General features: G+C 64.0%; 18 protein-coding genes. 13 read left to right on the top strand and 5 right to left on the bottom strand.

What is annotated here, in order from left to right; all coding sequences use genetic code 11:
* Nucleotides 1-54 precede the first annotated feature (54 nt).
* The 7 genes from AC0ZZU_RS14915 to AC0ZZU_RS14885 all read left to right on the top strand — a co-directional run bounded on the left by AC0ZZU_RS14915 (nucleotide 55) and on the right by AC0ZZU_RS14885 (nucleotide 7,826).
* On the top strand, nucleotides 55-585 hold the full coding sequence (locus AC0ZZU_RS14915; protein WP_476341703.1) for a DUF2059 domain-containing protein: 531 nt from the start codon (nucleotides 55-57) through the stop codon (nucleotides 583-585).
* Nucleotides 586-598: 13 nt separating this feature from the next.
* Nucleotides 599-895 (top strand): BolA family protein, encoded by a 297-nt coding sequence (locus AC0ZZU_RS14910; protein WP_476341701.1) that lies wholly within the window; start codon nucleotides 599-601, stop codon nucleotides 893-895.
* A 117-nt stretch (nucleotides 896-1,012) separates the two neighbouring features.
* Nucleotides 1,013-1,948 carry an oxygen-dependent tRNA uridine(34) hydroxylase TrhO gene (trhO, locus tag AC0ZZU_RS14905; protein ID WP_476341699.1) on the top strand — a complete coding sequence of 312 codons (936 nt, stop codon included), beginning with the start codon at nucleotides 1,013-1,015 and terminating at the stop codon, nucleotides 1,946-1,948.
* A gap of 3 nt (nucleotides 1,949-1,951) precedes the next feature.
* Nucleotides 1,952-2,584, top strand: coding sequence for a DsbA family protein (locus AC0ZZU_RS14900; protein WP_476341698.1), 633 nt, complete (start codon nucleotides 1,952-1,954; stop codon nucleotides 2,582-2,584).
* A complete protein-coding gene (locus AC0ZZU_RS14895) occupies nucleotides 2,577-4,409 on the top strand; it encodes an ABC transporter ATP-binding protein (protein WP_476341696.1) in 1,833 nt (610 codons plus the stop codon). Before AC0ZZU_RS14900 ends, AC0ZZU_RS14895 begins: the two co-directional genes overlap by 8 nt.
* A gap of 120 nt (nucleotides 4,410-4,529) precedes the next feature.
* Complete coding sequence (locus tag AC0ZZU_RS14890; protein ID WP_476341695.1) at nucleotides 4,530-6,986, top strand: EAL domain-containing protein; 2,457 nt, start codon at nucleotides 4,530-4,532, stop codon at nucleotides 6,984-6,986.
* A gap of 51 nt (nucleotides 6,987-7,037) precedes the next feature.
* Nucleotides 7,038-7,826 (top strand): TenA family transcriptional regulator, encoded by a 789-nt coding sequence (locus AC0ZZU_RS14885; RefSeq protein ID WP_476341693.1) that lies wholly within the window; start codon nucleotides 7,038-7,040, stop codon nucleotides 7,824-7,826.
* A 3-nt stretch (nucleotides 7,827-7,829) separates the two neighbouring features.
* Here the strand turns inward: AC0ZZU_RS14885 and AC0ZZU_RS14880 are convergent, their stop codons facing one another.
* From AC0ZZU_RS14880 to AC0ZZU_RS14865, 4 genes are all read right to left on the bottom strand, one after another.
* Nucleotides 7,830-8,570, bottom strand: coding sequence for a YciK family oxidoreductase (locus AC0ZZU_RS14880; protein WP_476341692.1), 741 nt, complete (start codon nucleotides 8,568-8,570; stop codon nucleotides 7,830-7,832).
* 45 nt (nucleotides 8,571-8,615) lie between these two features.
* Nucleotides 8,616-9,287, bottom strand: coding sequence for an N-acetylmuramic acid 6-phosphate phosphatase MupP (gene mupP, locus AC0ZZU_RS14875; protein WP_476341691.1), 672 nt, complete (start codon nucleotides 9,285-9,287; stop codon nucleotides 8,616-8,618).
* Between the two features lie 2 nt (nucleotides 9,288-9,289).
* Nucleotides 9,290-9,988 (bottom strand): bifunctional 2-polyprenyl-6-hydroxyphenol methylase/3-demethylubiquinol 3-O-methyltransferase UbiG, encoded by a 699-nt coding sequence (gene ubiG / locus AC0ZZU_RS14870; protein WP_476341689.1) that lies wholly within the window; start codon nucleotides 9,986-9,988, stop codon nucleotides 9,290-9,292.
* A gap of 62 nt (nucleotides 9,989-10,050) precedes the next feature.
* Nucleotides 10,051-11,376 (bottom strand): TRZ/ATZ family hydrolase, encoded by a 1,326-nt coding sequence (locus AC0ZZU_RS14865; RefSeq protein WP_476341688.1) that lies wholly within the window; start codon nucleotides 11,374-11,376, stop codon nucleotides 10,051-10,053.
* Between the two features lie 107 nt (nucleotides 11,377-11,483).
* Between AC0ZZU_RS14865 and mtnA the strand changes: the two genes are divergently transcribed.
* Nucleotides 11,484-12,560: an S-methyl-5-thioribose-1-phosphate isomerase gene (gene mtnA / locus AC0ZZU_RS14860; protein ID WP_476341687.1), complete on the top strand. Its 1,077-nt coding sequence runs from the start codon at nucleotides 11,484-11,486 to the stop codon at nucleotides 12,558-12,560.
* A 1-nt stretch (nucleotide 12,561) separates the two neighbouring features.
* Here the strand turns inward: mtnA and AC0ZZU_RS14855 are convergent, their stop codons facing one another.
* Nucleotides 12,562-13,017 (bottom strand): REP-associated tyrosine transposase, encoded by a 456-nt coding sequence (locus AC0ZZU_RS14855; protein WP_476341685.1) that lies wholly within the window; start codon nucleotides 13,015-13,017, stop codon nucleotides 12,562-12,564.
* Between the two features lie 557 nt (nucleotides 13,018-13,574).
* On the opposite strand from AC0ZZU_RS14855, the gene gyrA reads away from it, so the two are divergent.
* The 5 genes from gyrA (at nucleotide 13,575) to cmk (ending at nucleotide 21,604) form a co-directional block, all read left to right on the top strand.
* The gene (gene gyrA, locus AC0ZZU_RS14850; protein WP_476341684.1) at nucleotides 13,575-16,355 is read left to right on the top strand and encodes a DNA gyrase subunit A; all 2,781 of its coding nucleotides are present in this window, start codon (nucleotides 13,575-13,577) and stop codon (nucleotides 16,353-16,355) included.
* 69 nt (nucleotides 16,356-16,424) lie between these two features.
* Nucleotides 16,425-17,510: a 3-phosphoserine/phosphohydroxythreonine transaminase gene (serC, locus tag AC0ZZU_RS14845; RefSeq protein ID WP_476341683.1), complete on the top strand. Its 1,086-nt coding sequence runs from the start codon at nucleotides 16,425-16,427 to the stop codon at nucleotides 17,508-17,510.
* On the top strand, nucleotides 17,510-18,604 hold the full coding sequence (gene pheA, locus AC0ZZU_RS14840) for a prephenate dehydratase (RefSeq protein WP_476341682.1): 1,095 nt from the start codon (nucleotides 17,510-17,512) through the stop codon (nucleotides 18,602-18,604). Before serC ends, pheA begins: the two co-directional genes overlap by 1 nt.
* A 79-nt stretch (nucleotides 18,605-18,683) precedes the next feature.
* Nucleotides 18,684-20,921 (top strand): bifunctional prephenate dehydrogenase/3-phosphoshikimate 1-carboxyvinyltransferase, encoded by a 2,238-nt coding sequence (locus AC0ZZU_RS14835; protein WP_476341681.1) that lies wholly within the window; start codon nucleotides 18,684-18,686, stop codon nucleotides 20,919-20,921.
* Nucleotides 20,918-21,604 (top strand): (d)CMP kinase, encoded by a 687-nt coding sequence (cmk, locus tag AC0ZZU_RS14830; protein WP_476341680.1) that lies wholly within the window; start codon nucleotides 20,918-20,920, stop codon nucleotides 21,602-21,604. Before AC0ZZU_RS14835 ends, cmk begins: the two co-directional genes overlap by 4 nt.
* Nucleotides 21,605-21,686: the final 82 nt, after the last annotated feature.

Here is a 21,686-nt window from a genome sequence, read left to right as displayed (position 1 = left end):
GCAGAATGCTTACTCTCTTGAGGTGTTACCTCCTCCGTTATTGAAGGAAATCCAATGACCCGTCTCCGCGCCCTTTGCGTCGCTGCCGCCCTGGCCTGTGCCAGCGGCCAGGTGCTTGCCGATACCGCCAGCCACAACGCCGCTGCGGAAAAATTCCTCAAGCTGGCCAACGCCGACAAGCTGGGCACCCCGGTATACATGCAGGTGCAGCAGATGTTCGGCCAGCGCTTCGAGCAGATCCAGAGCAAGGTGCCAGGCGCCAAGAAGACCGTCCTCGACAGCTACCAGGCCAAGGCCAATGCCGCGCTGGACCAGTCCATCGGCTGGACCAAGCTCAAGCCAGAGATGGTCAAGCTCTACACCGCCAACTTCTCTGAAACCGAGCTCAATGACCTGGTCAAGTTCTACGAGTCGCCGCTGGGCCGCAAGGTCATGACCAAGATGCCGCAGGTTACCCAGCAGTCGGCACAACTGACCCAGCAGAAGCTCGAGCCTGCGGTTCCAGTGGTCAACAAGCTGCTTGAAGACATGACCAAAGAGCTCGACCCGAACGCCGGCAAAGCCGCCGCTCCGGCGAAGAAGTAAGCGGAGCCCGCCGATGACCATGCAGCAACAGATCGAACAGCAGCTGGCCCAGTTGTCCCCGCGGCACCTGCAGGTGCTCGACGAAAGCCACATGCACAGCCGCGGCCTGCAGACCCACTACAAGGCCGTGGTGGTCAGCGACCAGTTCGAAGGGCTCAACAGCGTCAAGCGTCACCAGAAGGTCTACGCCACCCTCGGCGAACTGATGGGGCAGTTCCATGCCCTGGCGCTGCACACCTACACGCCTGAAGAGTGGGCCAAGGTCGGTGCGGCCCCGGCCTCGCCGGTGTGCGCGGGCGGCGGGCACTGAGCCGGTTCCAACAACTCCCGCGAATTTGTTAGAATGCCCAGCGCGCCGCCCGTCGGCGCGTTTTTTTTGGCATCCGGTCCGCCCCTTACGAGGGTGACCACCTGGAGGTTTCATCGCATGACCCACGCTATCGTCGTCGCGGCGCTGTACAAGTTCGTCACCCTGAAAGACTACGTCGAGCTGCGCGAGCCGCTGCTCAAGACTCTGCAGGACAACGACGTCAAGGGCACTCTGCTGTTGGCCGAAGAAGGCATCAACGGCACCGTCTCGGGCACCCGCGAGGGCATCGATGCGCTGCTGGCCTGGCTGCGTACCGATCCGCGCCTGGTCGACGTCGACCATAAGGAATCCTATTGCGACGAACAGCCGTTCTACCGCACCAAGGTCAAGCTCAAGAAAGAGATCGTCACCCTGGGCGTGCCAGGCGTCGACCCCAACCACAAGGTTGGCACCTACGTCGAGCCGCAGGACTGGAACGCGCTGATCAGCGACCCTGAAGTCTTGCTCATCGACACCCGCAACGACTACGAAGTGGCCATCGGTACCTTCGAGGGCGCCATCGACCCGAAGACCGAGACCTTCCGCGAGTTCCCCGAGTACATCAAGGCCAACTTCGATCCGAGCAGGCACAAGAAAGTCGCCATGTTCTGCACCGGTGGCATCCGTTGCGAAAAAGCCTCCAGCTACATGCTCGGTGAAGGTTTCGAAGAGGTCTATCATCTCAAGGGCGGGATCCTGAAATACCTCGAGGAGGTGCCTCAGGAAGAAACCCGCTGGCAGGGCGACTGCTTCGTCTTCGACAACCGCGTCACGGTGCGTCACGACCTGACCGAGGGTGATTACGACCAGTGCCACGCCTGCCGTCACCCGATCAGCGTCGAGGAACGTGCGTCCGAGCATTACGTGCCAGGCATCAGCTGTCCGCATTGCTGGGACAGCTTGAGCGAGAAGACCCGGCGCAGCGCCGTCGATCGGCAGAAGCAGATCGACCTGGCCAAGGCTCGCAACCAGCCTCATCCGATCGGCTACAACTACCGCAACGCCGAGGCCTGATGCATGTCCGCACGCCTGCTCTATGTGATGGACCCGATGTGCTCCTGGTGCTGGGGTTTCGCGCCGGTGGCCGAGGCCCTGATCGCGCAGGCGCGTGACGCCGGGATCGAGACCCGCCTGGTGCCAGGCGGCTTGCGCACGGGCACCAGTGCCCTGGATGCCTCGACCCGGCGCTACATTCTGGAGCACTGGCAAGCGGTTGCAGACGCCACCGGCCAGAGCTTTCGCTTCGAAGATGCCATGCCCGAGGGTTTCGTCTACGACACCGAGCCCGCCTGCCGTGCCCTGGTGGCGGCGCGCGAGCTCGATGCCTCCCGCGTATGGGCGCTGCTTGCGCTGATACAGCAGGGCTTCTACCAGGCGGGCGAAGATGTCACCCGCGCGCCGCAACTGGTTCACCTTGCCGAACAGGCAGGTTATGACCGTGCAGCCTTTGCCGAGGCTTTCTCCCGAGCCGACATCCGCGCCGCCACGGCCGCGGATTTCAGCTGGGTGCAAGACCTCGGTATTGCCGGCTTCCCCACCCTGCTTGCCGAACGCAACGGCCAGCTGGCCTTGCTGACCAATGGCTATCAGCCGCTCGAGAGCCTGCAGCCCTTGCTGGGCCGGTGGCTGCAGCAGGCCGCCTGTGCTTGACCTGCCAGGCTCATCCGACCCTGTGCCTGGGCCATCCCCGGCCGCGTCCGACCGCTTGAGCTGGGCCGAAATCCGCCGCCTGGCGTTGCATCACCGAAAAGCCCTGTGGAGCGCCAACGGCGTTGCGGTGCTGGCCGCGTTCTGCAGCGTGCCAATCCCGCTGTTGCTGCCGCTGCTGGTCGATGAAGTACTGCTCGGTCATGGCGACGCAGCGCTGAAGTGGATGAACCACCTGTTGCCTGCCGGCTGGCAGGTCGCTGCCGGCTACATTGGCCTGATGCTGGTCGCCACCTTGTGCCTGCGCCTGGGCTCCCTGGCCTTCAACGTGGTCCAGGCCAAGCTGTTCGCCGGGCTTGCCAAGGACATCGTCTACCGCCTGCGCATCCGCCTGATCGAACGCCTAAAGCGCATCTCGCTGAGCGAGTATGAAAGCCTTGGTAGCGGCACGGTGGCCACGCACCTGGTCACCGACCTGGACACCCTCGACAAGTTTGTCGGCGAAACCCTGAGTCGCTTTCTTGTCGCGATGCTGACCCTTGCCGGCACCTCGGCGATCCTGATCTGGATGCACTGGCAGCTGGCCTTGCTCATTCTGCTGTTCAACCCGCTGGTGATCTATTTCACCGTGCAGCTGGGCAAGCGCGTCAAGCACCTCAAGAAGCTTGAAAACGACAGTACCTCGCGCTTCACGCAGGCCCTCACCGAAACCCTGGATGCGATCCAGGAAATCCGCGCCAGCAACCGCCAGGGCTACTTCCTGGGCCGTCTTGGTCTGCGCGCCCGGGAAGTGCGCGACTACGCCGTTGCCTCCCAGTGGAAGAGCGATGCCAGCGGACGCGCCAGCGGGCTGTTGTTCCAGTTCGGCATCGATATCTTCCGCGCCGCCGCCATGTTGACTGTGCTGTTTTCAGACCTGTCGATCGGCCAGATGCTCGCGGTGTTCAGCTACCTGTGGTTCATGATCGGTCCGGTAGAGCAACTGCTTAACCTGCAGTACGCCTACTATGCCGCTGGTGGCGCGCTGAGCCGTCTCAACGAGCTGCTGGCACGGGCGGACGAGCCGCAGTACCCGGCCGCCACCGATCCGTTCACGGGCCGCGAAACCGTCGGTATCGAAGTGCGCGACCTGCGCTTCGCCTATGCCGATGAGCCGGTGCTCGACCAGCTCAACCTGTCCATAGCAGCGGGCGAGAAGGTGGCCATTGTCGGTGCCAGTGGAGGCGGCAAGAGTACCTTGGTGCAACTGCTGCTGGGGCTGTACAGCGCACAGGCGGGAACCATCCGTTTTGGCGGCGCGAGCCAGCAGGAGATCGGTCTTGAAACGCTGCGCGAGAACGTCGCCGTAGTGCTCCAGCATCCCTCTCTGTTCAACGACACGGTGCGCGCCAACCTCACCATGGGCCGCGACTGCACCGATGATGCCTGCTGGCAGGCACTGCGCGTCGCCCAGCTTGATACCACCATCGCCGCACTGCCCCAGGGCCTGGACAGTGTGGTCGGGCGGTCCGGCGTGCGCCTCTCTGGCGGACAGCGCCAGCGCCTGGCGATTGCGCGCATGGTGCTGGCCGAGCCCAAGGTGGTGATTCTGGATGAAGCCACCTCGGCGCTCGACGCCGCCACCGAGTACAACCTGCACCAGGCCCTGTCGCGCTTTCTCAGTGCGCGCACCACGTTGATCATCGCTCACCGGCTGTCGGCGGTGAAGCAGGCCGACCGCGTCCTGGTGTTTGATGGCGGGCGCGTGGCCGAGGATGGCGATCACCAGCAGCTGATTGCCGAGGGTGGGTTGTACGCCAAGCTGTACGGGCATCTGCAGCAGACCTGATCCCATCGCGGCTCCTTGCACGGGGCTGAGGGCCGTGGAAAAATTCCTCTCTCATGCATGGCAAATCACCTACGCTGTGCTTGTGCAGGTAGCAGTTCACGCCTTAGCGACAGGGAATACATGAAGGGAAATCGGGCTCTCGAAGCGCCAAGGTTGCTGGGAATCATCTGGCCGTTTGTCGCCGTTGTGCTGTTCCAGGCGCTGCTAGGGGGGCTGAGCCTCTATGCGCTGTCAGCAGTGCGCGGCTACGTGGGCGGCGAAAGCCTGTGGTCGAAGGGTCAGAAAGACGCCATTTATTACCTCAGCCTGTATGCCGACAGCGGCGACGAGCAACTGATGCAGCGCTACCGCCAGGCTATCGCTGTTCCCCAGGGCGACTACGAGATGCGCATGGCGCTCGAGCAGCCCCTTCCCGACCTCGAAGCCGCGCGCCAAGGCATCCTCAAGGGCGGCAATCATCCCGACGACGTCTCCAGCGTCATCTGGCTCTACCTCAATTTCCGTCACGTCAGCTACTTCCAGAGGGCCATCGAGCTGTGGGAGTACGGCGAGAAGTACCTTCAGCAGCTCGATATCCTGGCCACGGAGATGCACCAGGGCTTCAAGACTGGCCAGGTCGATCCAGTCGAGGTAGCTCAGTGGAAAGCGCGCATCATTGCCATCAATGACGCGGTGACCCCGTCTTCCAAGGCCTTCAGCGACGCCCTTGGCGAAGCGTCGCGCATGCTGTTGCGGGTGCTGCTGATCACCAACATGGTCACCGCGCTGTTCCTGATCGCCTTGGCCTGGCGCCGTTCAAGCAAGCTGCTCTCCCAGCGCCAGGCTTTCGCCAGCGCCCTGCAGGAGGAAAAGGAGCGTGCGCAGATCACCCTCGAGGCGATCGGCGACGCGGTGATCACCACCGATGTCGAAGGCGCGATCACCTACATGAATCCGGCTGCCGAGCAACTGACTCACTGGAACGCCGAGCAGGCCATGGGCCTGTCCCTGGCGGCGCTGTTCAGCCTGCTAGACGAGCACGCCGAAGCCGACAGCCGGAACCTGGTCGAACAGGTGCTTGGCGGCAGTCTGCAGAATGGCACCGAGCACACCCGGCTGATCCAGCGCCTGGACGGCAGTACCGTTTCCGTCAACCTGGTCGGTTCGCCGATTCTCAACGACGGCCAGGTCGGCGGCATCGTGCTGGTGTTGCACGACATGACCCAGGAGCGCCAGTACATCGCCAACCTGTCCTGGCAGGCGACCCATGACGCCCTCACGGGGCTGGCCAACCGGCGCGAGTTCGAGTACCGCCTCGAGCAGGCGCTCAATGGCCTGGTTCGCCAGGCGGCGCGGCATTCGCTGATGTTCCTCGACCTGGACCAGTTCAAGCTGGTCAACGATACCTGCGGCCACGCGGCAGGGGACGAGCTGCTGCGCCATATCTGCGCGGTGCTGCAATCCGGCCTGCGCGAGGGCGACACCCTGGCGCGGCTGGGCGGTGACGAATTTGGCGTGCTGCTTGAAAACTGCCCGTCCGAGCAAGCCGAGCGCATCGCCGAGCAATTGCGCCAGAGCGTGCAGAGCCTGCACTTTGTCTGGAAGGGACGGCCGTTCGTGACCACCGTGAGCCTGGGCCTGGTGCACATCGCGCATGCCCCGACCACGCTCGAAGCCTCGCTGCGGGCTGCCGACATGGCGTGCTACATGGCCAAGGAAAAGGGCCGCAACCGCGTCCAGGTCTATCACGCCGACGACAGCGAGCTTTCGATGCGTTTTGGTGAAATGGCCTGGGTTCAGCGCTTGCATCTCGCGCTCGAGGAAAACCGCTTCTGCCTGTATGCCCAGGAAATCGCTCCCCTGAGCCCGCAGGCAGGCGGCAGCCATGTCGAGATTCTGCTTCGGCTCCACGACGAGAACGGCCGTACCATCCTGCCGGACAGCTTCATCCCCGCTGCCGAGCGCTATGGCCTGATGACCGCACTGGACCGCTGGGTGGTCCGCAATGTGTTCCAGGTCATTCGCCAGGCTCTGGACCAGTCTCGGGACGGGCCGCTGGCGTTGTGCGCGATCAACCTGTCGGGCACCAGCATCGGCGATGACAAGTTCCTGGAGTACCTGCAGCGGATGTTCGTGGAGTACGGGATTCCGCCGCGGATGATCTGTTTCGAGATTACCGAGACCAGCGCCATCTCCAACCTGGGCAGCGCCATTCGGTTCATCAATGAGTTGAAGGGCCTGGGCTGCAAGTTCTCGCTCGACGACTTCTGCGCCGGGATGTCGTCCTTTGCCTATCTCAAGCACCTTCCCGTGGATTTCCTGAAGATCGACGGCAGCTTCGTCAAGGACATGCTCGACGATCCGGTCAATCGCGCCATGGTCGAGGTGATCAACCACATCGGCCATGTCATGGGCAAGCGCACCATCGCGGAGTTCGTCGAGACTCCGGTGATCGAGCAAGCCCTTGTCGAGATCGGTGTGGATTACGCCCAGGGATACCTGATCGAACGCCCACAGGTATTCACCTGCGACAGCTTGCAGCGTAAACGGACCGCTGCCAGGCCTCTGCTCTGCAAGGCGCCGGGGACGTTTCGCTGAGTCCGTGTTTGTGTTCTGCCAAAACAATCACAGGGATACAAGGAGTGTGAAGTGAGCAACGCATTCATCCGTCTCGGGCCACTGATGGACCCCAACAGCTACCCCACCTGGGCCCAGCAACTGATCGAAGACTGCAGCGAGAGCAAGCGCCGGGTGGTCGACCATGAGTTCTACCATCGCCTGCGCGACGGACGACTCGACCAGAAGACCATCCGCCAGTACCTGATCGGTGGCTGGCCGGTGGTCGAACAGTTTTCACTGTACATGGCACACAACCTCACAAAGACGCGCTATGCCCGCCACCCCGGCGAAGATCTCGCGCGGCGCTGGCTGATGCGCAACATCCGCGTCGAACTGAACCATGCCGACTACTGGGTCCACTGGTGCCACGCCCATGGGGTCAGCCTGCATGACCTGCAGGCTCAGGAAGTGCCGCTGGAGCTCAATGCGCTCAATGACTGGTGCTGGCGGGTGTGCGCGACAGAGTCGCTGGTGGTGGCCATTGCTGCCACCAACTATGCCATCGAAGGTGCGACCGGCGAATGGTCGGCGCTGGTCTGCTCCACGGGCGGCTATGCCGAGGGTTTCCCCGAGGAAGGCCGCAAGCGCGCCATGAAATGGCTGAAGATGCACGCCCACTACGATGATGCGCACCCGTGGGAGGCGCTGGAGATCATCTGCACGCTGGCCGGGGAAAACCCTGCGCAGGCCCTGCGCGCAGAACTGCGCAAGGCTATCTGCAAGAGCTACGACTGCATGTTCCACTTCCTGGAGCGTTGCCTGCAGATGGAGCAGCAGCGCGAGACCCGGCGTGTGCGCCCGGCCCTGGCTGCCGGCTGAGGCCTACTGGGCGTTGAGGGCCTGGCCGTTGACGCTGACGCTGTCCGGTCCCATCAGGTACAGGTAGACCGGCATGATTTCCTCGGGCAGGGGGTTGTTCTGCGGGTTCTCGCTAGGATAGGCCTGGGCGCGCATGCTGGTGCGGGTGGCGCCCGGGTTGATGCTGTTGGAGCGCACCGCAGCGACGTTTTCGAGTTCGTCGGCGAGGGTCTGCATCAGTCCCTCGGTGGCGAACTTCGACACGCCATAGGCGCCCCAGTAGGCCCGGCCCTTGCGCCCGACGCTGCTGGATGTGAATACCACGGAGGCATCCTCGGACAGCTTGAGCAACGGCAGCAGGGTGCTGGTCAGCATGAACATCGCATTGACGTTGATGTGCATCACCCGCATGAAGTGCTCCCCCGACAGCTGCTCGACCGGCGTGCGCGGGCCGATGATCGAGGCGTTGTGCAGCAGGCCGTCCAGGCGACCGAAGGTGTCCTCGATCATCACCGCCAGCTCTTCGTAATGGTGGGGCAGGGCGGTTTCCAGGTTGAACGGCACCACTACAGGTTCGGCGTGGCCTGCGGCGACGATCTCGTCATAGACATCGTTGAGGTTTGCCTCGGTCTTGCCGAGCAGCAGCACGGTGGCGCCATGGGCTGCATAGGTCTTGGCAGCGGCCGCGCCGATACCACGGCCAGCGCCGGTGACCAGGATGATTCGGCCCTTGAGCAGGTCGGGGCGGGCGGTGTAGTCGAACATGGAGTTGTCCTTTTCAGTACAGGGGAGCGCCGAGCGATCCCGGGGTCAGCAGCCGCAAAGCGCGCTATCGAGCACCTTGCGCAGCTCCAGCGGATGATCCACCACCACGTCCGCCCCCCAGTTGTTGGGATTGTCCTCAGGATGAATATAACCGTAGCGCACTGCCGCCGTGCGGGTGCCGGCATCACGGCCAGACTCGATGTCACGCAGGTCATCACCCACGAACAACACACTTGCCGGATCCAGGCCCAGTGTTGCGCAGGCAAGGGTCAGCGGCTCAGGATCAGGCTTGCTGTTTTTCACATGGTCCGGGCAGATCAATACCGCCGAACGCTCGGCCAGTCCCAGGCGCTGCATGATCGGCTCGGCAAAACGTACCGGCTTGTTGGTGACCACACCCCAGATCAGGTTGCCCTTCTCGATATCGGACAACAGTTCGCCCATGCCATCGAACAGCTTGCTGTGCACTGCGCAGTCGCGCTGGTAGCGCTCCAGGAATTCCAGGCGCAACGCCTCGAATCCCTCTTCCTCCGGGTCCATCGCAAAGCTCGCCGCGACCATTGCCCGCGCGCCACCCGAGATCACGTCGCGGATACACTTGCCCTCGATCGCCGGCAGCCCGCGTTCAGCGAGCATGGCCTGGCAGATGGCGATGAAGTCCGGCGCGGTGTCCAGCAAGGTGCCGTCCATGTCGAAGAGTACCGCTCGCAAACGCATGCTCATTCCTCGCGCAGGGTCTGGATCATGTAGTTGACGTCCACGTCGCTGCTCAGCTTGTAGTGCTTGGTCAGCGGGTTGTAGGTAAGGCCGATGATGTCCTTGACCTCAAGGCCCGCGCTGCGGCTCCAGGCGCCCAGCTCGGAAGGGCGGATGAATTTCTTGAAGTCATGGGTGCCGCGTGGCAGCAGCTTCATGATGTATTCGGCGCCGATGATCGCGAACAGGTAGGCTTTCGGATTGCGGCTGATGGTGGAGAAAAACACCTGGCCGCCCGGCTTGACCATGCGGAAGCAGGCGCGGATGACCGACGACGGATCGGGCACGTGCTCGAGCATCTCGAGGCAGGTGATCACGTCGAACTGCTCGGGCATTTCTTCGGCCAGGGCTTCGGCGGTGATCTGCCGGTACTCGACCTCCACGCCAGACTCGAGCTGGTGCAGCTGGGCCACGGCCAGGGGTGCTTCGCCCATGTCGATGCCGGTGACGGTGGCGCCGCGCAGGGCCATTGCCTCGCTGAGGATGCCGCCGCCGCAGCCGACGTCCAGCACCTTCTTGCCGGCCAGGCTCACGCGCTCGTCGATCCAGTTGACGCGCAGCGGGTTGATGTCGTGCAGCGGCTTGAATTCGCTCTCGCGGTCCCACCAGCGGTGGGCCAGGGCTTCGAACTTGGCGATTTCGGCGTGGTCGACGTTGCTCATTGAACAGTCCTCTGAAACTTCGATAAAGGTGTCACGGGCCGGCAGCGGCGGCTGCCGGCCGGTTATTCGGTACGCCCTGCGATACGATCGCCCCAGGCTCGGGCCGTGGCGATCAGGGCCTGTTCGTCCAGGCGGGTCAGGCGGCGATCGTCGAGCAGTTGCCTGCCGGCGACCCAGACGTGCCGCACACAGTCGCGGCCTGTCGCGTAGATCAGTTGCGAGACCGGGTCATAGACCGGTTGCTGGGCCAGGCCCGAAAGGTCGAAGGCGGCGAGGTCAGCGGACTTGCCGGTTTCCAGCGAGCCGATGCACGCGTCGAGCCCCAAAGCGCGGGCGCCGTTGAGCGTGGCCATGCGCAGGGCGCGATGTGCGTCCAGCGCCGAGGCCGAGCCTGCCACGGCCTTGGCCAGCAGCGCGGCGGTGCGGGTCTCGCCCAGCAGGTCGAGATCGTTGTTGCTGGCGGCGCCGTCGGTGCCGATGGCCACGTTCACACCAGCCTGCCACAGCCGCTCGACGGGGCAGAAGCCGCTCGCCAGCTTGAGGTTCGACTCAGGGCAATGGACTACGCTGGTGTTGGTTTCCCCCAGCAGCGCCAGGTCGTCGTCGCTGATCTGGGTCATGTGCACCGCCTGCAGGCGCGGGCCCAGCAGGCCTAGCCGGGCAAGACGCGCCAGCGGGCGTTCGCCGCGCTCGGCCAGGGATTGCTCGACCTCGAAGGCGGTTTCGTGGATATGCATCTGGAGCGGCGCGTCCAGCTCTTCGGCGATGACGCGGAGCTTCTCGAGGTTCTCGTCACTCACCGTATAAGGGGCGTGAGGGCCCAGGGCAACGGTAATGCGTGGGTGGTGGCGCAGGTCGTTGAACAGCTCGACGGCCAGGTTCAGCGCCTCTTCGGTACTGCGCGCCCCCGGGATCGGGAAATCCAGCAGCGGGGCGCTGATCTGCGCGCGGATACCACTCTGGTGCACCCGCTCGCTGGCTTCCTTCGGGAAAAAATACATGTCGGCGAAGCAGGTGATGCCGCCCTTGAGCTGCTCGGCGATGGCCAGGTCGGTACCATCGCGCACGAACGCTTCGTCGACCCAGCGACCCTCGGCCGGCCAGATATGGTCTTCCAGCCAAGTCATCAGTGGCTGGTCGTCAGCCATGCCGCGCAACAGCGTCATTGCGGCATGACCGTGGGCGTTGATCAGCCCGGGGCAGAGCAGCTGGCCGGGCAGCTCGCGGGTTTCGATCGCCGCCGGCGCCTGTTCGCGTGGGCCGAGCCAGGCGATCAGTCCGTCGCGTATGCCCAGCGCATGGCCCTCCAGTACCACTCCGGCCGGTTCGACGGGCACCAGCCAGGTGGGCAGGAGCAGCAGGTCGAGAGGCGCGGCGGGTTTCGGCATGCAGGTTACCTGGGGTTGGAGGGCGAAAGGCGCAGTATACCCGAGCGTCCGCGCCTGAGGCTCGCTATAATCGCCCGCTTTTGATGTCCGAACGATGGGGAGAAGCAATGCGCGAGCGACTTTTGGCGGCAGAGAAGGTGACGTCCATCAAGTGGTGTGATGGCGTCCTGCATCTGCTCGACCAGCGCAGCCTGCCGTTCGAGCCCGTCTGGTTGCCGCTTGCCACCGCCGCTGCCGTCGCCGAGGCCATCCGTGCCGAGGTCGTGCAAGGTGCTCCGGCCGTTGGCATCGCCGCTGCCTACGGCATCGTCCTCGGGCTGCGCGAACGCCTGGGTGTGGATGACGACTGGGAAATGGCCCTTGAAGAAGACTTCGAAGCGCTCGCGCAAACCCAGCCTGCCGCCGTCAACCTGGCCTGGGCGCTCAACCGCATGCGCGACCGGCTGTTGCGGGTGCGCGAAGGCGACGGCGTGCTGGCCATCATGGAGGCCGAAGCGATCGCCATTCATGACAGCGACCGGGAAGCCAACCTCACCATGGCACAGTTCGGCGTCGACCTGATCCGCAAGCACCAGGGCAGCGAGCAGATCCTGTTGACCCACGGCAACGCTGGCGCCCTTGCCACTGGCGGCTTTGGCACTGCTTTGGGAGTGATCCGCGCCGCTTATCTCGAAGGAATGGTCGAGCGTGTCTACGCCGACGAAACACGGCCAGCGCTGCTTGGCTCGCGCCTGACCGCCTGGGAGCTGGAGGCGGACGGCATCCCGGTCACCGTCAATGCAGACTCCGCCGCTGCCCATCTGATGAAGACCAAGGGCATCACCTGGGTGATCGTCGGCGCCGAGCACATCACCGCCAATGGTGACGTGGTCAACCGCATCGGCACCTACCAGCTCGCCGTTACCGCGATGCACCATGGCGTACGTTTCATGGTGGTTGCGCCCAGCTCCAGCATCGACCTGAATCTGGCCAGCGGCGAAGACGTCTTCATCGAGGAGGGCCTCGCCCGCGACACACTCGAACTGGCAGGCCAGCGTCTTGGCGCCGAAGTCGACGCCGTCAACCCGATGTTCGACGTGACCCCGGCAGACCTGATCGACGTGATCGTCACCGAGAAAGGCATCGTCGAGCGGCCGGATACCGCCAAGCTGGCCCAGCTCATGTGCCGCAAGCGTTTGCATTGAATCAGAGCCAGGCGCAGTCCCAGTGCGGGTAGTCGCCAACGTGCTCGGCGAGGCCTGCGCGCAGGGGGGTGGCGATGATGTATCGGGCGGCGGTCCGTACGTTTTCGTCCCGCCGCAGAGCCTTGTCCTGATAGCCCTGTTGCCAGATACGGCCCTGGATATTGCTGATCTTGTATAGCGCGCAGCTGCTGCGGGATTTGAATCGGCGCATCAGGCTACAGAGCGTGGAGTCCTGGAGTTCAATCATCCAGTGGAGGTGATCTGGCATGACGACCCAGGCTAGCGAGCGGCATGCGTTTTCCTGGTCGGCTTGGCGCATTTGCTGGATGACCGTCCTGGCCATTGGAAGTGTCGTGAAAAAAGGAATTCGGTTTCGGGTCACGGTCGTGAGCAGATAGATCCTGCCAGGCTCGGACACGCGGCCCCGGCGCAGCAGATGGGAGCTTGGACGTTCCATGTCGTTCTCCTTGTGGGTGAGTGGCTAAAGCTAGCTCCCAAGCCCCGGTTGGCCAGCCGGGTATTGTTTCGGAATCTGTGCCCTGTAGCTGTGCCCTGTAACTGTGCTTCACACACACATACATACCTGTGGGAGCGGGCTGGTCCCGCGATCGGGCCCGCAGGGGCCGTAAATCCGGCAGCCCCGATCAATTTGGCACACCGCGCCGTCTGGTTCACGGCCCCTGCGGGCCCGATCGCGGGACCAGCCCGCTCCCACACAATGGTGCTGCCTGCCCCACCCCTTCCGCGCCACAGCGCCCGCGCCCACGGCGCCTGCTGCACTGGGAAAACATCACCGCTTCACCGACATCCCCACCCTCCCAAGCGCCCAGCCTTTGTGGTAACATCCGACGGTTTCCAAGGTCGCCCATACAGGCGGCCTTCTTTGCGCAGATCCATGCCTCAACTCGTTGATTTGTCGTAAGTCGTCGCATGGCCAAGCGCTGCGGCGGCGAGCTTCGTTCGCCCCCCTATGGATGTAACGAAGTTTCACCAGAAAAAGGAATCAGGCTTCTCATGGGCGAACTGGCCAAAGAAATCCTCCCGGTCAATATCGAAGACGAACTGAGACAGTCCTACCTCGACTACGCGATGAGCGTCATTGTCGGGCGTGCGCTGCCTGATGCACGTGATGGCTTGAAGCCCGTGCATCGCCGCGTTCTCTATGCGATGAGCGAACTGGGCAACGACTGGAACAAACCGTACAAGAAGTCCGCCCGTGTGGTCGGTGACGTCATCGGTAAGTACCACCCGCACGGCGACACTGCCGTGTACGACACCATCGTGCGCATGGCCCAGCCATTCTCGCTGCGCTACCTGCTCGTCGACGGCCAGGGCAACTTCGGTTCGGTCGACGGCGACAACGCCGCGGCGATGCGTTATACCGAAGTGCGCATGACCAAGCTGGCCCACGAGCTGCTGGCCGACCTGCACAAGGAAACCGTCGACTGGGTGCCCAACTACGACGGCACCGAGCTGATCCCGGCGGTGATGCCAACGCGCATCCCCAACCTGCTGGTCAACGGTTCCAGCGGTATCGCCGTGGGCATGGCGACCAACATCCCGCCGCACAACCTGGGTGAAGTCATCGACGGCTGCCTGGCGCTGATCGATAACCCTGAGGTCACGGTCGACGAGCTGATGCAGTTCATCCCGGGCCCGGACTTCCCGACCGCAGCGCTGATCAACGGCCGCCAAGGCATCATCGAGGCCTACCGCACCGGCCGTGGCCGCATCTACATGCGAGCCCGCTCCGAGATCGAGGACATCGACAAGGTCGGCGGCCGCCAGCAGATCGTCATCACTGAGCTTCCTTACCAGCTGAACAAGGCACGTCTGATCGAAAAGATCGCCGAGCTGGTGAAGGAAAAGAAAATCGAAGGCATTACCGAGCTGCGCGATGAGTCCGACAAGGACGGCATGCGCGTGGTCATCGAGCTGCGCCGTGGCGAGGTGCCGGAGGTCGTGCTCAACAACCTCTACGCCCAGACCCAGCTGCAAGCCGTGTTCGGCATCAACATCGTCGCGCTGATCGACGGCCGTCCGCGCCTGCTCAACCTCAAGGACCTGCTTGAGGCCTTCGTGCGCCACCGCCGCGAAGTCGTCACCCGTCGCACGGTGTTCGAGCTTCGCAAGGCGCGCGAGCGTGGTCACATCCTCGAAGGCCAGGCCGTTGCCCTGTCGAACATCGACCCGGTCATCGCCCTGATCAAGGCATCGCCGACGCCGTCCGAGGCCAAGATCGCCCTGACCAGCACCGCCTGGGAATCCAGCGCGGTGGAAGTCATGGTCGAGCGCGCCGGCGCCGATGCCTGCCGTCCGGAAAACCTCGACCCGCAATACGGCATGCGCGATGGCAAGTACTTCCTGTCGCCGGAGCAGGCCCAGGCCATCCTTGACCTGCGCCTGCACCGCCTGACCGGCCTGGAGCACGAGAAGCTGCTGGCCGAGTACCAGGAGATCCTCAACCAGATCGGCGAGCTGATCCGCATCCTGGGCAGCGCCGAGCGCCTGATGGAAGTGATCCGCGAAGAGCTCGAGGCCATCCGCGCCGAGTACGGCGACGTGCGCCGCACCGAGATCCTCGACGCGCGTCTCGACCTGACCCTGGGTGACATGATCCCGGAAGAAGAGCGCGTGGTGACCATCTCCCACGGCGGCTATGCCAAGACCCAGCCACTGTCGTCGTACCAGGCCCAGCGCCGTGGCGGCAAGGGCAAGTCGGCGACCGGCGTCAAGGACGAGGACTACATCTCGCACCTGCTGGTTGCCAACAGCCACGCCACGCTGCTGCTGTTCTCCAGCCGAGGCAAGGTGTACTGGCTCAAGACCTACGAAATCCCCGAGGCTTCCCGTGCCGCGCGCGGCCGCCCCCTGGTCAACCTGCTGCCGCTGGAGGAGGGTGAATACATCACCACCATGCTGCAGATCGACCTCGAGGCCCTGCAGCAGAGCATTGGCGCCGAAGAAGACCTGGACGAGACCGATGACTCGGTGATCGAAGGCGAGATCGTCGAGCCCGAGGAAATCGAAGAGGAAGAGGGCGACACGCCCGAGCTGGTCGCCGAGCCGACCGGTGCCTTCATCTTCATGGCCACTGCCTCCGGTACCGTCAAGAAGACCCCGCTGTCGCAGTTCGCCCGTCCTCGCACCAGCGGCCTGATCGCCTTGAAGCTCAAGGAAGGTGACACCCTGATCGCCGCGGCCATCACCGACGGTGCCAAGGAAGTCATGATGTTCTCGACCGCCGGCAAGGTCATTCGCTTCGCCGAGAGCGTCGTCCGCCAGATGGGCCGTAACGCCCGCGGCGTACGCGGCATGAAACTGGGCAAGGGCCAGCGTCTCATCTCGATGCTGATCCCCGAGTCTGGCGCGCAGATCCTCACGGCCTCCGAGCGCGGCTTCGGCAAGCGTACCCCGCTGTCCAAGTTCCCGCGTCGCGGACGTGGCGGCCAGGGCGTTATCGCCATGGGCACCAAGGGTCGCAACGGCATGCTGATCGGCGCGATCCAGGTGCAGGAAGGCGAAGAGATCATGCTGATTTCCGACCAGGGCACGCTGGTGCGTACCCGTGTCGGCGAGGTCTCGAGCCTGGGTCGCAATACCCAGGGCGTGACGCTGATCAAGCTGGCCACCGACGAGACGCTGGTAGGTCTCGAGCGTGTCCAGGACCCATCCGAGGAAGTCGGCGACGACCTCATCGAGGAGGGCGAGGAGGGCGTCGTGGCCGAAGCGGGCGAAGTGGCCGACGTGGCGGCTGACGACGCGGGTGCCGACGAAGAGGCACCCCAGGAATAACAGCGCAACAACCCGGACGGGGCGGCCATGGCCGCCCCGTTGACTTCCTAGAGCAGAGCGAGAGTGGATGTGAGCAAACGAGCCTTTAACTTCTGCGCAGGCCCTGCTGCGCTTCCCGGCGCTGTCCTGCAGCGTGCCCAGGCCGAGATGCTGGACTGGCACGGCAAAGGCCTGTCGGTGATGGAGATGAGCCACCGCAGCGACGACTACGTGGCCATCGCCGAAAAGGCCGAACAAGACCTGCGCGACCTGCTGTCCGTCCCGTCCAACTATAAAGTGCTGTTCCTGCAGGGTGGCGCCAGCCAGCAGTTTGCCGAGATCCCGCTCAACCTGCTGCCTGAGGGCGGTACCGCCGACTACATCGAGACCGGCATCTGGTCGAAGAAGGCCATCGAAGAAGCCCGCCGCTTCGGCAACGTCAACGTCGCCGCCAGCGCCAAGCCTCTCGATTACCTCGCCATCCCGGGCCAGAACGAGTGGAACCTGACCGCCGACGCCGCCTACGTCCACTATGCCTCCAACGAAACCATCGGTGGACTGCAGTTTGACTGGGTGCCGCAGACCGGCGACGTTCCGCTGGTGGTCGACATGTCGTCAGACATCCTCTCGCGCCCGATCAACGTCGGCGACTACGGCATGATCTACGCCGGTGCGCAAAAGAACATCGGTCCAAGCGGCCTGGTCGTGGTGATCGTGCGTGAAGACCTGCTGGGCCGCGCCCGCAGCAGCTGCCCGACCATGCTCGACTACAAGGTCGCCGCCGACAACGGCTCGATGTACAACACGCCCGCCACCTATTCCTGGTACCTCTCTGGCCTGGTGTTCGAATGGGTCAAGGAGCAGGGCGGCGTCGAGGCGATGGAGCAGCGCAACCGCGCCAAGAAAGAGCGGCTGTACGGCTTTATCGATAACAGTGGGTTCTACACCAACCCGATCAGCGTCAACGCCCGTTCGTGGATGAACGTGCCTTTCCGCCTGGCTGACGAGCGCCTCGACAAGGCCTTCCTGGCCGGCGCGGACGCCCGCGACCTGCTCAACCTCAAGGGTCATCGTTCGGTTGGCGGCATGCGTGCCTCCATCTACAACGCCCTGGGCATGGACGCGGTGGAAGCCCTGGTCGCCTACATGGCCGAATTCGAGAAGGAGCACGGTTGATGTCCGAACACGAGCTCAAGGCACTGCGCGTGCGCATCGACAGCCTCGACGAGAAGATCCTCGAGCTGATCAGCGACCGTGCCCGCTGTGCCCAGGAAGTTGCCCGGGTCAAGACTGCGTCCCTGCCTGCCGGCGAAAAGCCAGTCTTCTACCGCCCCGAACGCGAAGCCCAGGTGCTCAAGCGGGTGATGGAGCGCAACCCAGGTCCCCTCGGCAACGAAGAGATGGCCCGGCTTTTCCGCGAAATCATGTCCTCCTGCCTGGCCCTCGAAGAGCCGCTCAAGGTTGCCTACCTCGGCCCTGAGGGGACTTTCACCCAGGCCGCGGCGATGAAGCATTTCGGCCATGCGGTGATCAGCCTGCCGATGGCGGCGATCGACGAAGTGTTCCGCGAAGTGGCGGCCGGAGCCGTCAACTTCGGCGTGGTGCCCGTCGAGAACTCCACCGAAGGCGCGGTCAGCCATACCCTGGACAGCTTCCTCGAGCACGACATGGTGATCTGCGGCGAAGTCGAGCTGCGCATCCACCATCATCTGCTGGTGGGCGAGAGCACCAAGACCAACAGCATCACCCGCATCTACTCCCACGCCCAGTCGCTGGCCCAGTGCCGCAAGTGGCTGGACGCGCACTATCCGAACGTCGAGCGCATCGCGGTCTCGAGCAACGCCGAAGCGGCCAAGCGCGTCAAGGGCGAGTGGAATTCCGCGGCGATTGCCGGTGACATGGCGGCCAAGCTCTACGGCCTGACCCGCCTTGCCGAAAAGATCGAGGACCGGCCGGACAACTCCACGCGCTTCCTCATGATCGGTAGCCAGGAAGTCCCGCCGACGGGTGACGACAAGACCTCGATCATCGTGTCGATGAGCAACAAGCCTGGCGCACTGCACGAATTGCTCGTGCCGTTCCATGCCAATGGCATCGACCTCACCCGCATCGAGACCCGCCCGTCGCGCAGTGGCAAGTGGACCTACGTCTTCTTCATCGATTTCGTCGGTCACCACCGCGATCCGCTGATCAAGGCCGTGCTGGATCAGATCAGCCAGGAAGCCGTGGCGTTGAAAGTGTTGGGCTCGTATCCCAAAGCGGTGCTCTGAGCTTGATGCAGGTGTGCCCTTGCAGAGCAAGACAGCAACTTCCCCGGCAGCACTGCCATCTACAACAGGGTTCGCGCTCGTGCTTGATGTAACAGACAGATTGCCCCCGGTCATCGGCCGCCTCGTCGTCGTGGGCCTGGGGCTCATTGGCGGCTCCTTCGCCAAGGGCATGCGCGAAAGCGGCCTGTGCCGCGAAGTAGTGGGCGTCGACCTCGACGCCCAGTCCCGCAAGCTCGCCGTGTCCCTCGGCGTGGTCGACCGCTGTGAAGAAGACCTTGCCGCCGCCTGCGTGGGCGCCGACGTGATCCAGCTCGCCGTGCCGATCCTGGCCATGGAAAAGCTGCTCGGTCATTTGGCGGCACTCGACCTGGGCAGCGCCGTCATCACTGACGTCGGCAGCGCCAAGGGCAATGTCACCCGCGCGGCACGGGCAGTGTTCCTTGAGGATCTTTCACGCTTCGTCCCCGGTCATCCGATCGCAGGCTCCGAGCAGAGCGGGGTAGAGGCCTCCAACGCGGCCCTGTTCCGCCGTCACAAGGTCATCCTCACCCCGCTGCCCGAGACCGACCCCCAGGCCCTGGCCCTGGTCGACCGCCTGTGGCGTGCTCTGGACGCCGACGTCGAGCACATGGCGGTCGAGCGCCACGACGAAGTCCTGGCCGCGACCAGCCACTTGCCGCACCTGCTGGCCTTCGGTCTGGTCGACTCTTTGGCCAAGCGCAATGAAAACCTCGAGATCTTCCGGTACGCTGCCGGTGGGTTCCGCGATTTCACGAGAATCGCTGGCAGCGACCCTGTCATGTGGCACGACATCTTCCTCGCCAATCGCGAGGCCGTCCTGCGCACACTGGATACATTTCGCAGCGACCTCGACGCCTTGCGCGACGCGGTCGATGCAGGGGATGGGCACCAGTTGCTGGGTGTATTCACCCGCGCTCGGGTTGCCCGCGAGCATTTCAGTAAAATCCTGGCCCGCCGGGCCTATGTGGACGCTATGAACTCCAACGACCTGATTTTCCTGGCACAACCTGGTGGCCAACTGTCCGGACGCATTCGCGTACCCGGCGACAAATCGATCTCGCACCGCTCGATCATGCTGGGCTCCCTGGCCGAAGGCACTACCGAAGTCGAAGGCTTCCTCGAAGGCGAGGACGCCCTGGCGACCTTGCAGGCCTTCCGCGACATGGGCGTGGTCATCGAAGGCCCGCACCACGGCCGCGTGACGATCCACGGCGTAGGCCTCAATGGCCTCAAGCCGCCGCCTGGCCCGATCTATCTCGGTAACTCGGGTACCTCCATGCGCCTGCTCTCGGGTCTGCTCGCCGCACAGCCTTTCGACGTGACCATGACCGGCGACGCCTCGCTGTCCAAGCGCCCGATGAACCGCGTCGCCAATCCGCTGCGCGAGATGGGCGCGGTCATCGAGACCGGGCCTGAAGGTCGCCCGCCCATGACCATCCGTGGCGGCAGCAAGCTCAAGGCCCTGACCTATACGCTGCCCATGGCCAGTGCCCAGGTCAAATCCTGCCTGCTGCTGGCTGGCCTCTACGCCGAAGGCAAGACTACCGTCACCGAGCCTGCCCCGACCCGCGACCACACCGAGCGCATGCTGCGCGGTTTCGGTTATCCGGTCGACACGAGCGGCCCGGTTGCCTCGCTGCAGTCCGGCGGCAAGCTCACCGCTACCCGCATCGAAGTCCCTGCCGACATTTCCTCGGCGGCATTCTTCCTGGTGGCAGCCTCCATCGCCCAGGGCTCGGAGCTGGTGCTCGAGCACGTCGGCATCAACCCGACCCGTACCGGCGTGATCGACATCCTGCGCCTGATGGGCGGCGACATCACCCTGGAAAACCAGCGCGAAGTCGGCGGCGAACCGGTGGCTGACCTGCGTGTGCGCGGGGCTCGCCTCAAAGGTATCGAGATTCCCGAGAACCTCGTTCCGCTGGCCATCGACGAATTCCCTGTGCTGTTCGTTGCCGCCGCCTGCGCCGAAGGCCGCACCATCCTGCGCGGTGCCGAAGAGCTGCGCGTCAAGGAGTCGGACCGCATCCAGGTCATGGCCGACGGCCTTATCGCCCTGGGTGTCACGTGCGAGCCGACGCCTGATGGCATCATCATCGACGGCGGCCAGATCGGCGGCGGCGAAGTGCACGGCCACGGCGACCACCGCATCGCCATGGCCTTCAGCGTTGCCTCGCTGCGTGCCAGCGCGCCCATCCGCATCCATGACTGCGCCAACGTCGCCACCTCGTTCCCCAACTTCCTTGCCCTGTGCGCCGAAGTCGGCATCCGCGTCGCCGAAGAGGACAAGTCGTGAAAACCCCAGCACCGGTCATCACCATCGACGGTCCAAGCGGCTCTGGCAAGGGGACCGTCGCCGGTATCCTCGCCCGGGAGCTTGGCTGGCGCCTGCTCGACTCTGGCGCCCTGTACCGCCTGCTGGCCTTCAATGCCAGCAATCACGGCGTCGACCTGACCAACGAAGAGCTGCTCAAGGCACTGGCCGCCCATCTGGACGTGCAGTTCATCGCCGCCGAGCCGGGTAAACTGCAACAGATCATCCTTGAAGGCGAGGACGTCAGCCACGTCATCCGCACCGAAACCGTCGGTGCCGGTGCATCGATGGTCGCCTCCTTGCCGGCAGTACGCGATGCCTTGCTGCAACGCCAGCGTGCTTTTCGCGAGGCGCCAGGTCTTGTTGCAGACGGCCGCGACATGGGTACCGTGGTGTTCCCGGACGCGCCGCTCAAGGTTTTCCTCACTGCCAGTGCGGAGGAGCGCGCACGCCGCCGCTACCTGCAGTTGAAGGACAAGGACGAAGCTGTTAGTCTGTCGAGTCTGCTAGATGAGATACGTGCGCGTGATGAACGCGACACCCAGCGCGCAGTGGCCCCGCTCAAGCCGGCGGCCGATGCGCTAGTGCTGGATTCGACTACGTTGTCCATCGAGCAGGTGTTGCAATCCATCAAGAGCGAAATCGCACTCCGCGATCTCGCCTGATGACAGGAAAGCGGGCAGGGGCACCAGTCAACGGCCTGTTTGCTTTTCTTTATATAACGAAACCCACATTGTCTGGAATGTG

This window comes from Pseudomonas sp. JE3303 (genome assembly GCF_056312565.1).
This window is presented reverse-complemented; position numbering and strand designations above follow the sequence as displayed.